The following is a 12,434-nucleotide window of genomic DNA, read 5'->3' as shown; positions in this document are numbered from 1 at the left end:
CGACTCTAGTCGTTTGGCAATACAAGGAATTTCCGGCCCGTGGCTCGGCGGTTATATGCCAGCACCGCATCGCGGCTCAGCATGTCGTCCAGGGTGATGCGGTCGCTGTAATGGCTGGCGAAGGTCGAGGTAAGCTCGTCCATCACGCGGCCGCGCATCCGGGCCACCACGTCCTGCCCTGCCTTTTGCAGGAAGGGAAACAGCAGCCAGCCCGACACGTCCCACGAAAAACCATAACCGCGCGACAGATAGGTCGGCCCGGTATCCAGCGCGCCATAGATGAAGACCTTCTTCATCTCGCTCGACCCATAGCGGTTATAGGGCTGCCCGTCCGAGGCAGAGGCTTCCATCGCTGCCAGCATCGTATCGGCCATCTTGCCCCCGCCGATGGGATCGAATCCCAGCATGATCCCGGTTTCGTCGATGGCTGCTTTCAGCTTTGCGCGGAAATCATCGTCCGTCATGTCGATTACATGGGTCGCGCCGATCTCGCGCAGCAGTTCGGCCTGTTCATCGCTGCGCACGATATTGATGATGGGAATGCCATCTGACAGGCAGATGCGCAGCAGCATCTGGCCAAGGTTCGACGCGGCGGCGGCATGGATGATGCCCTTTGCGCCCTCCGCCTTCATCGTTTCCACGAAGCCCAGAGACGTCATCGGATTGACGAAGCTGGAGGCTGCCTGCTCTGCCGTGATGTCATCGTCCAATGGCATCGCCATGGCCGCATCGCAGGTGGCATAGGTGCCATAGGCGGTACCCGGAACACATGCGACGCGCTTGCCCATCAGCGCCTGTGCGGCCGGATCGTCTCCGGCGGCGACAACGGTGCCAGCCCCTTCGTTACCGGCGGGCATGGCCTTGCCGTGACGCGCAGCCATCGCATTGGTCACCTTTTCAGGCATTTGCGCCACGATGCGGCCTTGCGAATATTCGGCATTCTCGACATCGGCGGCGGCGAACAGCAGGCCAAGGTCGGACGGATTGATCGGCGCCGCTTCCATGCGCACCAGCACGGTACTGCCGGTCGGCGCGTCCCATGTCCTGTCGTCGAGAGAGAGGGTGAGCGTGCCATCCGCATCGAGCCTCGTCGTCAATTGCTGGCCGTCATGCGTCATGTCACTCTCCTGCTCTGCTTTAATCGGGGTAGATGGCTTCCATGAAATAGAGGCCCTGCGGCGGCGCGTTGAAGCCCAGCGCGGCGCGGCTTTTCGCTTCTAGCGCATCGGCCATGTCCTGCTCGCTCCAGCGACCCATGCCGACCAGCGCGAGGCAGCCGACCATGGACCGCACCTGATGATGCAGGAAGCTGCGCGCCGCGGCGTGGATGGCGATTTCGGGTCCCCATGGTCCCTCAACGCTCTCCACGTCCAAACGGTCCAGCGTTTTCACCGGGCTGGCCGCCTGGCAATGGGCGGAGCGGAAGGTGGTGAAATCATGCAGCCCCACCAGATGCTGCGCCGCGCGGTGCATGGCCTTCGGATCGAGATCTTGCGGCACCTGCCACGCGCGGTCCTTCATCAGCGTCAGCGGTGCGCGGCGGTTGACGATGCGATAAAGGTAGCGCCGCCCCGTGCAGGAAAAGCGGGCATGCCAGTCCTTGTCCACTTCCTCGATTGCAGTGACGGCGACAGGATCGGGGCGCAGCTTGGCATTCATCCCCTCCATCAGGCGGAAAGGGGCTATGTCCTTGGCCACCTCGATATGGGCGCGCATGGCGACGGCATGGACGCCGGTGTCGGTGCGTCCGGCGGCATGCATGCGGATATCTTCGCCGGTGATGGCGTGGGCGGCTTCCTCCACCGCCTGCTGCACCGATGGACCGTCGGCCTGACGCTGCAGCCCGAAAAACGCGCTGCCGTCATATTCGAGGGTGAGGGCGTATCTCGTCATTGGGGGCGCGTCACCGGATCTCGGTCCCTGCGGGAATAGGACGGCCACGCAGCATGGCCTCGGTCGCCATGGCAGGCTTGCCGGCGCGCTGCACTAGTGTCGGTCGCAAGGCGCTGTAACCACAGGCGATGGTGAGATCGTCGTCCAATGCCGTGCCTGCCACGCCTTCGCGGGCGATCACTTCGGCCTCCAGCACCCGGATACGCTCGCCCTCCAGTTCGAAGAAAGCACCAGGGCGCGGGGCAAAGGCGCGGACCTGCCTTTCAAGCAGCGCGGCATCGTGGGTGAAATCGAGGCGCGCCTCGGCCTTGTCGATCTTGGCGGCATGGGTCACGCCCAGATTGGGCTGCGGCCTGGCGGTGCGGCGGGGGAGGTCTTCCAGCACCTCGACCATCAGCTGCGCGCCCATCGCGGCCAGCTCATCGGTCAGCTCGCCTGCGTTCTTGCGCTGGATCGGCGTGGTGCGCGTCAGGATCATCGGGCCGGTGTCCAGCCCCTTTTCCATCTGCATGATCGTGACGCCTGTGGTCAAATCGCCCGCCAATATCGCCCGCTGGATCGGCGCCGCCCCGCGCCAGCGCGGCAGGATGGAGGCGTGGACATTGACGCAGCCATGTTCCGGCGCTTCCAGAATGGCGACCGGCAGCAGCAGGCCATAGGCCGCGACCACCGCGACATCGGCTTTCAGCGCCGCAAAGGCGTCCTTCTCCTCCTGCGGCTTCAGGCTGACGGGCGTGCGAACCTCGATCCCCTCAGCCTCGGCGGCGAGGTGAACGGGGGAGGGCTGCAGTTTCTTGCCCCGGCCCGCCCGGCGCGGCGGCTGGGAATAGGCGCACACGACCTCGTGCCCGGCGGCGATGATCGCCTCCATAACCGGCACGGCGAAATCGGGCGTTCCCATGAAGATGATGCGCATGTGTTTGATGGCTTCCTTAGGCTGGCGGCAGTCCCTATCTGTTGCCCCATGGCTTCACAAGATCGACAGCAAGGTTCGGGGAAAGAGATCGACGCGCTGGCGGGCGCATTGGCGCGGCTGCCGGGGCTGGGCCCACGTTCGGCGCGGCGCGCGGTGCTGTGGTTGGTGAAGCGGCGCGAAAGCGACCTGCCGCGCCTGCTGGAAGCATTGGCCACCGTGCAGGAGCGGCTGGTGGAGTGCGAGACCTGCGGCAATGTCGACACGATGAACCCCTGCCACATCTGTGCGGATCCGCGCCGTGACGAACGCTCGCTCTGCGTGGTGGAGGAAGTGTCGGATTTGTGGGCGCTGGACCGCTCGAAGCTGTTTCCGGGCCGCTATCACGTGCTGGGCGGCAGGCTATCGGCGCTGGATGGCGTGGGGCCGGAGGATCTCGCCATCGGTTCGCTGCTGGCGCGCATCGACAAGGGCGGCATCGACGAAATCGTGCTGGCCATGAACGCGACGCTGGAGGGGCAGACCACTGCCCATTACATCGCCGAAAGGCTGGAGGAGCGCCCGGTGCGCGTCACCCAGCTGGCGCATGGCCTGCCGGTCGGCGGAGAGCTGGATTACATGGACGAGGGCACCTTGGCGCAGGCGCTGCGGGCGCGCCGTCCGGTGGGATAAGCACCCATCTTGCCGGAATCGCGCATCGCCCTTAAATAGCCCCCATGGCTATCCGTGAAATCATTGAAGTTCCGAACCCGCTCCTCAAGCGCGTGTCCGATCCGGTCGAGAAGTTCGACGATGAGTTGAAAACGCTCGTCGATGACATGTTCGAGACCATGTATGACGCGCCGGGCATCGGCCTTGCCGCGATCCAGGTCGGCGTGCCGCTGCGCGTGCTGGTGATCGACCTCCAGCCCGAAGACGAGGACGCGGAGCCCGTGCCCTGCGATCACGACGGCCATCACCACCATCACCAGCCGACGAAGAAGGAGCCGCGGCTGTTCATCAACCCGGAAATCCTCGACCCGTCGGACGAGATGAAGGCCTATCAGGAAGGCTGCCTCTCCGTCCCCGACATTTTCGCCGAGGTCGACCGCCCCGCCACCTGCCGCGTGCGCTGGCAGGATCTTGAGGGCAAGACCCACGAAGAGGACATGGACGGGCTGATGGCGGTGTGCATCCAGCACGAGATGGATCACCTGAACGGCATCGTGTTCATCGACCATCTTTCCCGCCTCAAACGCAACATGGCACTGAAAAAGCTGCAAAAACTGCGCGCGGCGTAGTTTGTTTTAGGCCCTCAAACGCCGGGCGGGGCGCATCCGCGCCCCTTGGCTTCCTCGCAATAAGCTCGGGCGCGCGTTCGCGCTTGCGCGTCTTGCTGCGCGGCGCGTTTGGTGGTGCTTTCCGTGAAATTGGGGGACAAGGTCCGGAATGGATCGGGTGTGGCTTGAACGCGGCTGTGTTCAGGCTATGTTCCGAACATGGACATTCTCGCTCTCGTTTTCGTCATCGTCGCGCTGGTGGTCGGTCTCGGCCTCGGCTGGTTCCTTGGATCGCGGCCCACCGCCGAATGGCGTGCGCGCCATGCCGCCCGCGATGCAGAGGCGAAAGAGATCGACGAGAAGTTTCGCCGCGCCATTGGTGAACTTGCGACGATGAGCGAGCGGGCCGAGCAGGTGCCCTCGCTCAACACGCAGCTTGGCGATGCACGGGCAGAGGTGTCGCGGCTGGGTGCGGAGATCGCGGGCCTCAAGAGCGAGGCTGCCGAGCGGCTGAACACCGCCACCGCCCTGCGCGAGGAGATGGAGGCCATGCGCACCCGCCTGACCGCGGCGGAGGAAGCGCGCGGTGCCGCCTTGACCGAACTGGCCGGTTTGAAGAGCACGGCACACGAACGCGATGCCGCGCTCCAGCGCCGCTTTGATGACCAGAAGGCGCATCACGAGCGGGAGATGAAGCGGCTGGCCGAGGCCGAGGAAAAGCTGCAGGCCAAGTTCAACGAGATTGGCGAAAAGCTGCTGACCGGGGCGCAAAAGCGTTTCTTCGAAACCGCGCACACCAGTTTGGAAGGGCTCTCGAAGGAAAGCCTTGCCCAGCTCGACAAGAAGGTCGGCCCGATCGGCGAGACGCTCGAGCGCTATCGCAAGCGGGTCGAGGAACTGGAGCAGACGCGGGTCAAGGATTTCAACCAGCTCCACGGCATCATCGACAGCGTGCGCGCCGGGCAGGACCGCGTGATCGAGGGGGCGAACCGGATCAGCACCACGCTGCGCGGCGCGACCAAGGCGCGCGGCAACTGGGGTGAACTCCAGCTTGAAAACCTGCTCGAAAGCTGCGGCCTGTATGACAAGGCCGATTTCAAGCGCGAGGTCGCGGTCGAAGGCGGGGCGCTGCGCCCCGATGCGGTCATCAATATCCCCGGCGGGCGCAAGCTGGTCGTCGACGTAAAAAACGTCTTCAACACCTATGCCGCCGCGAATGAAGCCGGAAGCGAGGAAGAGCGCCGCGAATTGCTGCGTAGCCACGCGCGCGAACTGCGCACCCATATCGACCAGCTGTCGGCCAAGCGTTACCAGGATCATGTCGAGGGGTCGGCGGATTTCGTCGTGATGTTCGTGCCGGGCGAACACGTGCTCTATGCCGCGATGACCATGGATAGCGGCCTCTTGGATTACGCGCTGCAGCGCCGGATCGTGCTGTCGTCGCCGCTGAATTTCATGTCGATCGCGCTGACGGTGGCGACGATCTGGCGGCAGGCAGGCGCGCAGGCCGATGCTGCCGAAATCGCGAAGCTGGGCAAGGAACTATACGACCGTCTGGCGGTGGTCGCGGGCCATATTTCCAGCCTGCGCCGGGCGCTCAGCTCCACGAATCAGCATTTCGATGCGATGGTCGGATCGTTCGACACCAATCTGCGCCGCACGGGTGAGCGGTTCGAGTCCCTCGCGGTCGACACCAGCGCCAAACAGCTGACCGAGTCGCCTCCGCTTAGCCATACGCCGCGCGCGCTGGTGAACTTCCCGGACGAAGGCGAGACGGCGGCGAACTGACGCAGGTCATCGCGACCCAGCCACTGAATAGCCGACATTCATGTCCGTATGGCGTTGTAACTTGTCTCGCGCGGGCATTACTGCAATGCAGCATTTCCAACCCCCCGATGTTCCACCTTGCTGGGAAATGCCTTCACCATGAAATTGCAGACTGTCGGGCTGTGCGCCCTTACGCTCGCCCTTGCCGCCTGCGGTAGCTCCGCCGAGGAAACCAACCCGACCGACGAAACCGCTGCCGCCCCCGCGCCTGTCGAGGAAGAGCCTTCGCTCGCCGATCTCGCCACCAGTGCCGAGGGGCCCTATGCTCCCGAAGACCAGTGCACGGGTCTCTATGGCTTTGACAGCTTCCGCGGCCAGCTGCGCCGCACCGTGACCTTCCGCGATGCGAAGGGTCTTGCCGCGCTTGCCGATCCTGCCATCAAGCTGGATTTCGGCGGAACCTCCGGCGTCGAGGCGCTGACCAGCAAGGTCGAGGCCGATCCCGAACTGTGGGATGACATGGCCGACGTGCTGGCTCTGGGCTGCGCCAGCGAGAGCGAGACCAGCGCAACCATGCCCGCATTCTTCGCGACCATGCCCAAGGATGTCGATGGCACCAGCGCCTATCTCGTCACCGCCAATGACGCGCCGGTCTATACCGACGCGGAAGGGACGACGCCCGGCGATGCGACGATCAGCTGGGATCTCGTCAAGCTGGTCGGTGACGCGCCCGCAGAGGGCGCTGAATTGGCCGAAGTTGCGACGCTCGACGGCAAGACGACCGGCTATATGAAGCTGTCGCAGCTCCGTAGCGCGATCGATTATCGCATCCTCGCCAACCGCGGCGACGATGGCTGGAAGATCACCGCTTTCGTCGCGGGCGATTGATCGGGCCGGACAGAGTTCAGGGACGCGCCGGGGGCCAGTGCCTCCGGCGCGTTTTTCATGGGCGCAGGGCTGCCAGCGCCTCATAGGCGAGCACTGCTCCTGCCACTGCCGCATTCAGACTGTCGGCGCGGCCCAACATCGGGATCGTGACGCGCAGGTCGCACGCCATCTCATATTCCTCTGGCAAGCCGCGCGATTCATTGCCGACCATCAGGAAGCAGGGCGCGGCATAGGGCGCACCGCGATAATCCACCGCGTCACGCAGCGATGCCGCGACCAGCTGGCCCTCTCCGCCGTGCAGCCAGCTTGCAAACTCGTCCCACCGCGCCTGCGCCAGTGGCACGGTGAAGATCGCCCCCATGCTGGCGCGCACGGCTTCGACCGAAAACGGATCGGCGCAATCGTCGATCAGCACCAGCCCACCTGCGCCGACGGCATCGGCCGTGCGCAGCATCGTGCCCAGATTCCCCGGATCGCGCAGCGCCTGCGCCACGAGGAAAATCGGGCTGGCCGAGCGTTCAAGCCGTTCGACCGACGTGTCGAATTCGCCGAACACGCCGCATACCGCCTGGGGATTGTCCTTGCCCGAGATCTTGGAAAGCGCGGCCTCGCTCATCTCGATGACGTCACCGCCCTCGGCCTCGACCGCAGCGATCAGCGCATCGAGCAGCGGGTGATGGTCGCGCCCCTCCGCCATCGCCAGCATTTGCGGCACGCGCCCGCTTTCGCGCGCATCGGTCAACAGGCGCAGGCCTTCGGCCAGAAATACGCCCTCGCGGCGGCGGTGCTTCTTCTCGCGCAGAGAGCGCAGATATTTGACGGTGGGGTTGGATAGCCCGGTTACGGTTCGCATGGGCTTCGCGATGGCCAGCACGGGGGTGTGCTGTCAATGAAAACCGGCGATCAATCCTCGCCGAAACGATCCTCGACCAGCTTGACGAGCGTGGCGAGAGCGGCTTCCGCCTCCGGCCCGCTGGTCCTGATCTCGATCTCGTCGCCCTTGGCAGCGCCCAGCATCATCAGGCCGAGGATAGAGCCGCCCGCAGCCTCGTTCCCGTCCTTGGCCACGCGCACCACGGTGCCTTCGGGCAGGGCGGCGACGGCGCCGACGAATTTCGCGCTCGCGCGCGCGTGCAGGCCGCGGCGATTGGTGATGGGGACTTTTTGCCCGGCCTCGCTCAAGCGTCCTGCCCCAGGAATTCCGAAGCAACGGTGATATAGTTGCGCCCCGCTTCGCGCGCGGCGGCGACGGCATCGGTCACGCTCATGTCGACGCGTGCGCCTGCCAGCCGGATCAGCATGGGCAGGTTGATCCCGGCGATCACCTCGACCTCTCCTGTCTTGAGCAGCGAGATGGCGAGGTTCGATGGAGTTCCGCCAAACAGATCGGTCAGCACGATCACGCCGCTGCCGTCGTTCACCTTTGCAATCGCGTCGCTGATTTCGGTGCGACGCGCTTCCATGTCGTCATTCGGGCCGATGCAGACGGGTACGACCCGTTCCTGCTCGCCGACCACATGCTCCATCGCGCTGACGAATTCAGCTGCGAGATCGCCGTGGGTCACGAGGATGAGGCCAATCATGTCAGTCCCTTAAAAACCGATTGGGTTTCCTGCCAGCCGTGCCGATGCACGTGCCGCACTGAAACCGTTTCGCGGCGCCCGTAGCGCGCCAAGCCAACCACATCTATGGCCTCACCCATGTTTACCCAGCCTTTCCGGCTGTAAATCGAAACCCTTGCCGCCCTCTGCGGCCAGCGGGTGAAAACGCATTTCTCACCGCGCATTCACCCGAGCCCCGCCTTCGACCAGATCGCTTGCATGGCTGTCAAGGTTGCGATGCAGCAATCCGGGATTGTGTCCCGCTTTGCGCAACTCTGTCGCAAGGGCTTCGGCGCTGAAGACGGAACGGTGTTTCCCGCCGGTACAGCCGAATGCGATATGCAGATAGCTCTTCCCTTGCGCTTCGTACAAAGGGAGCAGGCCCATCACCAGATCGCGAATGCGGGCAAAATTTTCCTGCCATGCCGCGTCTTTCGCGATGTGGTCGGCAACCGGCTGGTCACGGCCCGTTAGCGGTCGCAGCGAATCGACCCAGTGCGGATTGTCGAGAAAGCGCATGTCGAAGACGAGATCGGCCATCGGCGGCATGCCTCGCGAAAAGCCGAAGCTGGACACGGTGACGGTCATCCCCTGCGGTGCGCTGGGCGCGAACAGTTCGCGGATGGTGCGGCCAAGGTCGTTCGTCGAATAATGGGTGGTTTCGACGACGATATCGGCCCAGCGGCGCAGCGGCGCGACCAGTTCGCGTTCGGCTGCGATACCCGCGGCGGCGGGCCAGTCGCCCGCCATCGGATGGCGGCGGCGGGTCTCGTTATAGCGGCGCTCCAGCTCTTCGGCGCCGCAATCGAGGAAGAGCGTGGTGAAATCGATCTCCCCGGTCTCGGCGAGGGCGCGCACTTCTGAAATTACCGAATAGGGATCGAAGCCGCGCGTGCGGGAATCGAACCCGATGGCGAGCGGCTCCGACCCGTCGCTTCCTTGCAGGGACTGGCTGGAATGGCCCGGCCCCGGCGCGGTGGAGACGAGGCGCGGCAAGAGGCGCACCGGGAAATTGTCGACTGGCTCCCACCCCAGATCCTCCAGCGCACGCAGCGCCGTGGTCTTGCCCGCGCCCAGCATGCCGGTGACCAGCAGAACCTTGCTGGGCCGGTGGCTCGCTTGGCCGTCCTCGGCTTCGCTGCCGGGCGCCACGGGGAGGGAATCGGGGGATTCGCTATCCATCAATTGCAGCTATCCCCGATTGCGCGCGGCAGGGGAAGCCCGCACGGTGTTTCATGCACCCCGGCTTTCGCTCGCCCCATGCATCCGCAGCGCCCATTCCACACGCAGGGCGAGGACCGGGCTGTCTGGCCACATGGTAAGGGTGGGCACCGGAATATCGGCGATTTTGCGCACGGCAGGGCCTTCCACATGGCGCGGGGCATCGCGGGTCAGTTCGATGGAAAGGGCGATGGGGGCGGGGACTGCGTCGATATGGACGATGCCGACATTACGGATCTCGATCATGCCCGCGGTATTGGGGTGGGGCCAGGCAAAGGGCGCTCCGTCACGGGCCGCGACCATCACCCCGTCATCGCCGACCAGCTGCGCGCCCCTGTCGATCAGCGCCAGCGCCAGGCTGGTCTTGCCAACGCCCGGCTCACCCGTGATCAGCACGCCGCGCCCGTTCACCGCGACGACCGTGGCCTGCATGGCTTTCGCTTCGCATGGCGCGCCGCTCATCCGGCGGAGCCCGCGTCATGCGCGGGCAAGCGGATGGCGAAGACCGCGCCGCTTTCCCCGTCATCGCGTCCGCGCGCGAACAGCGTGCCGCCATGACCGACGATGATGCCGCGCGCGATGGCAAGGCCAAGGCCCGAATGCTTGCCAAAGCTTTCGGGTTCGGGGCGATGCGAATGGAACCGCTCGAAGATCGCTTCGCGCTCTTCCTCGGCGATGCCGGGGCCATCGTCGGTGACGGTCAGTTCGACCTGATCGCCCAGATCGTCGAAATCGATCGCGACGCAGCCGCCATGGGGCGAGAAACTGGCGGCATTGTCGATCAGGTTTTCGAGCACGCGTTCCAATTGCGCGGCGTCACCCATCACCGTGGTCGCCCGGGTCGGGGCGCTCTTGATCTCGAAACTCAGCTCGCGCTCCTCGCCGATGCGGGTGGCGGCAGTGCGTCCGCCCAGCACGTTCTGGGCGAGGGTCAGGAGATCGACCGGCTCGAACCGCGTGCGTGAGAGTTCGGCGTCCAATCGGCTCGCCTCCGCGATCTCGGTAATCAGGCGGTCGATGCGGCGCACATCGGCCTGCGCGATCTCGGCCAGCTGGCGGCGCAGGTCCGGGTCGTCGACATTTTCCAGCGTGTCCAACGCGCTGCGCAGGGAAGCGAGCGGGTTCTTCAGTTCATGGCTGACATCGGCAGAAAACGCTTCGCCCGCGTCGATCCGGTCGCGCAGCGCCTGCGTCATGTCGGAGAGCGAGCGGGCGAGATTGCCGATCTCGTCCTGCCGTTCGGGCAGGCGGGGGATCACCACCTCACGCTCTCGCCCGGCGGACACGCGCTGCGCCGCGCGCGACAATGTGCGCAGGGGCTGGACGATGGTGCGGGCAAGGAACAGCGACAGCTGCATCGAAAACAGCATCGCCAGCGTGAGCAGAATCAGCAACGTCTGGCGCGCGGTGCGGATGGATGTGGTGATATCGACCGCATTGCGCATCGTCAGCAATGTCTCCCCCTGCGGGCCATAGGGGGCAGCGGCGGTGATGACCGGCGTGCGGTCGGGGGCATGGCGCAGCATCACCGTGCCCGCGCGGGCCTGCTCGGCCACGAATACCTCGGGCCATTGCGACTTGTCGGTCTTGTCCTTGCCATTGGCAGGATCGGCGGCGGGGTCGTATGGCGGCACCGGCGGCGCGCCGACAAGGAAATCGACGGCCCGGTCGGTAGCGCGAGCGACCGATTGCACCCAGTCCTGCTGTTCAGGATCGGCAAAGACAAAGGCCGGTTCGCCCACCACGAAGCTGTCAGTCTGCAGCGCCCCTTGCGAATCGAATGTGCGCAATCGCAGTCGCTGCTGGTCGCCGATGCGGGCGAGCAGGGCGGGGTGCTCGCTGGCGGGGGCCTCCGCCAAGGCGTTGGCAATGATCTCGACCTCGCTGCGGGCAAGGCGCGAACGTTCGATGATCAGCTGCTTGCGATAGGTGTCGAGCACGAACAGACCGCCCAGCACCAGCAGCACGATCAGCGTGTTGACGGCAAGGATGCGGGTGGTGAGCGAAAATCGCCGGGTCCAGAACAGCGGATCGGGCGCACCTTCTGCGCGCGAAGGTTTCGCCTCCGCGCTGTCGGGCGTGCCTGCCGGCTCAGTCGCCTGCAAAGCTGTAGCCCGCGCCATACAGCGTGGAGATGCCCGAGAACGTGCCATCGACCTGCCGGAACTTGCGGCGCAGGCGCTTGATGTGGCTGTCGATGGTGCGATCGTCGACAAACACATCGTCCTGATAGGCCGCGTCCATCAGCTGGTTGCGGGTCTTCACCACGCCGGGCCGCTGGGCCAGTGCCTCCAGGATCAGGAATTCGGTCACGGTCAGCGATACCGGCAGCCCGTCCCATGTCACGCGGTGGCGTTCGGGTTCCATCTGCAGACGCCCGCGCGTGATGATCTCTGCCGGTGGCTGCGTCGTTTCGCCCGACAGGCGGCTCCTGACCATGTCCTCACGCCGCAGCAATGCGCGGATGCGGGCGATGAGGAGGCGCTGAGAAAACGGCTTCGCTATATAGTCGTCCGCTCCCATGGAAAGGCCCAGCGCCTCGTCCTGCTCGTCGGTCTTCGACGTCAGGAAAATGACGGGCAGCGAGGATTTTTCGCGCAGGCGGCGCAGCAATTCCAATCCGTCCATGCGCGGCATCTTGATGTCGCATACGGCAAGGTCTGGCGGGTTCTCGATCAGCGCCTCCAGCGCGGCGCTGCCATCGGAATAGACGCGGGTATCGAAACCTTCGGCCTGAAGGGCGATCGACAGCCCTGTCAGGATATTGCGGTCATCGTCGACGAGGGCGATCACATGCGCCATTGAAATTCCAAGCCTTCCTGTCTGCATCATCTATCGAGATGACGCGCTGGCGTGTTCCCGGTTCCGGCCTCGGTTCTGGTCCGGCCCGAT

Annotated in this window: 14 protein-coding genes; 4 read left to right on the top strand and 10 right to left on the bottom strand. The window is 65.0% G+C overall.

The features are described 5' to 3' along the window. Window positions 1-5 precede the first annotated feature (5 nt). The 3 genes from A9D13_RS01045 to fmt are packed head-to-tail and all read right to left on the bottom strand — an operon-like array spanning window position 6 to window position 2,809. Window positions 6-1,118: a zinc-binding dehydrogenase gene (locus A9D13_RS01045; protein WP_066768856.1), complete on the bottom strand. Its 1,113-nt coding sequence runs from the start codon at window positions 1,116-1,118 to the stop codon at window positions 6-8. Window positions 1,119-1,137: 19 nt separating this feature from the next. Continuing rightward, window positions 1,138-1,893: a tRNA pseudouridine(38-40) synthase TruA gene (truA, locus tag A9D13_RS01040; RefSeq protein ID WP_066768854.1), complete on the bottom strand. Its 756-nt coding sequence runs from the start codon at window positions 1,891-1,893 to the stop codon at window positions 1,138-1,140. 10 nt (window positions 1,894-1,903) lie between these two features. Continuing rightward, window positions 1,904-2,809, bottom strand: a complete 906-nt coding sequence (gene fmt / locus A9D13_RS01035) for a methionyl-tRNA formyltransferase (protein WP_066768847.1) — start codon at window positions 2,807-2,809, stop codon at window positions 1,904-1,906. Window positions 2,810-2,857: 48 nt separating this feature from the next. Here fmt and recR point away from each other — a divergent pair, with 48 nt between their 5' ends. The 4 genes from recR to A9D13_RS01015 all read left to right on the top strand — a co-directional run bounded on the left by recR (window position 2,858) and on the right by A9D13_RS01015 (window position 6,720). Further along, window positions 2,858-3,478, top strand: coding sequence for a recombination mediator RecR (gene recR, locus A9D13_RS01030; protein WP_066768844.1), 621 nt, complete (start codon window positions 2,858-2,860; stop codon window positions 3,476-3,478). Window positions 3,479-3,522: 44 nt separating this feature from the next. Further along, window positions 3,523-4,086, top strand: coding sequence for a peptide deformylase (gene def / locus A9D13_RS01025; protein ID WP_066768843.1), 564 nt, complete (start codon window positions 3,523-3,525; stop codon window positions 4,084-4,086). Between the two features lie 198 nt (window positions 4,087-4,284). Beyond that, on the top strand, window positions 4,285-5,853 hold the full coding sequence (locus tag A9D13_RS01020; protein ID WP_066768842.1) for a DNA recombination protein RmuC: 1,569 nt from the start codon (window positions 4,285-4,287) through the stop codon (window positions 5,851-5,853). 138 nt (window positions 5,854-5,991) lie between these two features. Then, entirely contained in the window at window positions 5,992-6,720 is a 729-nt protein-coding gene (locus A9D13_RS01015) for a hypothetical protein (RefSeq protein ID WP_156521847.1), read from the top strand. A gap of 55 nt (window positions 6,721-6,775) precedes the next feature. Here A9D13_RS01015 and A9D13_RS01010 read toward each other — a convergent pair whose 3' ends face one another. The 7 genes from A9D13_RS01010 to A9D13_RS00980 all read right to left on the bottom strand — a co-directional run bounded on the left by A9D13_RS01010 (window position 6,776) and on the right by A9D13_RS00980 (window position 12,344). After that, a complete protein-coding gene (locus A9D13_RS01010; protein WP_066769177.1) occupies window positions 6,776-7,573 on the bottom strand; it encodes a TrmH family RNA methyltransferase in 798 nt (265 codons plus the stop codon). Window positions 7,574-7,623: 50 nt separating this feature from the next. Continuing rightward, complete coding sequence (locus A9D13_RS01005; protein ID WP_066768839.1) at window positions 7,624-7,902, bottom strand: HPr family phosphocarrier protein; 279 nt, start codon at window positions 7,900-7,902, stop codon at window positions 7,624-7,626. Further along, complete coding sequence (locus A9D13_RS01000) at window positions 7,899-8,303, bottom strand: PTS sugar transporter subunit IIA (protein ID WP_066768838.1); 405 nt, start codon at window positions 8,301-8,303, stop codon at window positions 7,899-7,901. Before A9D13_RS01000 ends, A9D13_RS01005 begins: the two co-directional genes overlap by 4 nt. 192 nt (window positions 8,304-8,495) lie before the next feature. Next, window positions 8,496-9,503 carry an RNase adapter RapZ gene (rapZ, locus tag A9D13_RS00995; protein WP_066768837.1) on the bottom strand — a complete coding sequence of 336 codons (1,008 nt, stop codon included), beginning with the start codon at window positions 9,501-9,503 and terminating at the stop codon, window positions 8,496-8,498. A 51-nt stretch (window positions 9,504-9,554) separates the two neighbouring features. Further along, window positions 9,555-9,974 carry an HPr kinase/phosphorylase gene (locus A9D13_RS00990; RefSeq protein WP_229665532.1) on the bottom strand — a complete coding sequence of 140 codons (420 nt, stop codon included), beginning with the start codon at window positions 9,972-9,974 and terminating at the stop codon, window positions 9,555-9,557. A 26-nt stretch (window positions 9,975-10,000) separates the two neighbouring features. Then, window positions 10,001-11,665 carry a HAMP domain-containing sensor histidine kinase gene (locus tag A9D13_RS00985; protein WP_082922009.1) on the bottom strand — a complete coding sequence of 555 codons (1,665 nt, stop codon included), beginning with the start codon at window positions 11,663-11,665 and terminating at the stop codon, window positions 10,001-10,003. After that, window positions 11,634-12,344: a response regulator transcription factor gene (locus A9D13_RS00980; RefSeq protein ID WP_066768823.1), complete on the bottom strand. Its 711-nt coding sequence runs from the start codon at window positions 12,342-12,344 to the stop codon at window positions 11,634-11,636. The genes A9D13_RS00985 and A9D13_RS00980 overlap by 32 nt, the downstream gene beginning before the upstream one ends. Window positions 12,345-12,434: the final 90 nt, after the last annotated feature.

The organism is Croceicoccus mobilis, assembly GCF_001661965.1.
Taxonomy (GTDB): domain Bacteria; phylum Pseudomonadota; class Alphaproteobacteria; order Sphingomonadales; family Sphingomonadaceae; genus Croceicoccus; species Croceicoccus mobilis.
Note: the sequence above shows the minus strand (reverse complement) of the source record. Positions and strands in the feature narration are given on the sequence as shown.

Bases quoted from the DNA above. Each gene is read 5' to 3' on its own strand.
- A9D13_RS01045 (WP_066768856.1), bottom strand. From the start codon at position 1,118: ATGACGCATGACGGCCAGCAATTGACGACGAGGCTCGATGCGGATGGC.
- truA (WP_066768854.1), bottom strand. From the start codon at position 1,893: ATGACGAGATACGCCCTCACCCTCGAATATGACGGCAGCGCGTTTTTC.
- fmt (WP_066768847.1), bottom strand. From the start codon at position 2,809: ATGCGCATCATCTTCATGGGAACGCCCGATTTCGCCGTGCCGGTTATG.
- recR (WP_066768844.1), top strand. From the start codon at position 2,858: ATGGCTTCACAAGATCGACAGCAAGGTTCGGGGAAAGAGATCGACGCG.
- def (WP_066768843.1), top strand. From the start codon at position 3,523: ATGGCTATCCGTGAAATCATTGAAGTTCCGAACCCGCTCCTCAAGCGC.
- A9D13_RS01020 (WP_066768842.1), top strand. From the start codon at position 4,285: ATGGACATTCTCGCTCTCGTTTTCGTCATCGTCGCGCTGGTGGTCGGT.
- A9D13_RS01015 (WP_156521847.1), top strand. From the start codon at position 5,992: ATGAAATTGCAGACTGTCGGGCTGTGCGCCCTTACGCTCGCCCTTGCC.
- A9D13_RS01010 (WP_066769177.1), bottom strand. From the start codon at position 7,573: ATGCGAACCGTAACCGGGCTATCCAACCCCACCGTCAAATATCTGCGC.
- A9D13_RS01000 (WP_066768838.1), bottom strand. From the start codon at position 8,303: ATGATTGGCCTCATCCTCGTGACCCACGGCGATCTCGCAGCTGAATTC.
- rapZ (WP_066768837.1), bottom strand. From the start codon at position 9,503: ATGGATAGCGAATCCCCCGATTCCCTCCCCGTGGCGCCCGGCAGCGAA.
- A9D13_RS00990 (WP_229665532.1), bottom strand. From the start codon at position 9,974: ATGCAGGCCACGGTCGTCGCGGTGAACGGGCGCGGCGTGCTGATCACG.
- A9D13_RS00985 (WP_082922009.1), bottom strand. From the start codon at position 11,665: ATGGCGCGGGCTACAGCTTTGCAGGCGACTGAGCCGGCAGGCACGCCC.
- A9D13_RS00980 (WP_066768823.1), bottom strand. From the start codon at position 12,344: ATGGCGCATGTGATCGCCCTCGTCGACGATGACCGCAATATCCTGACA.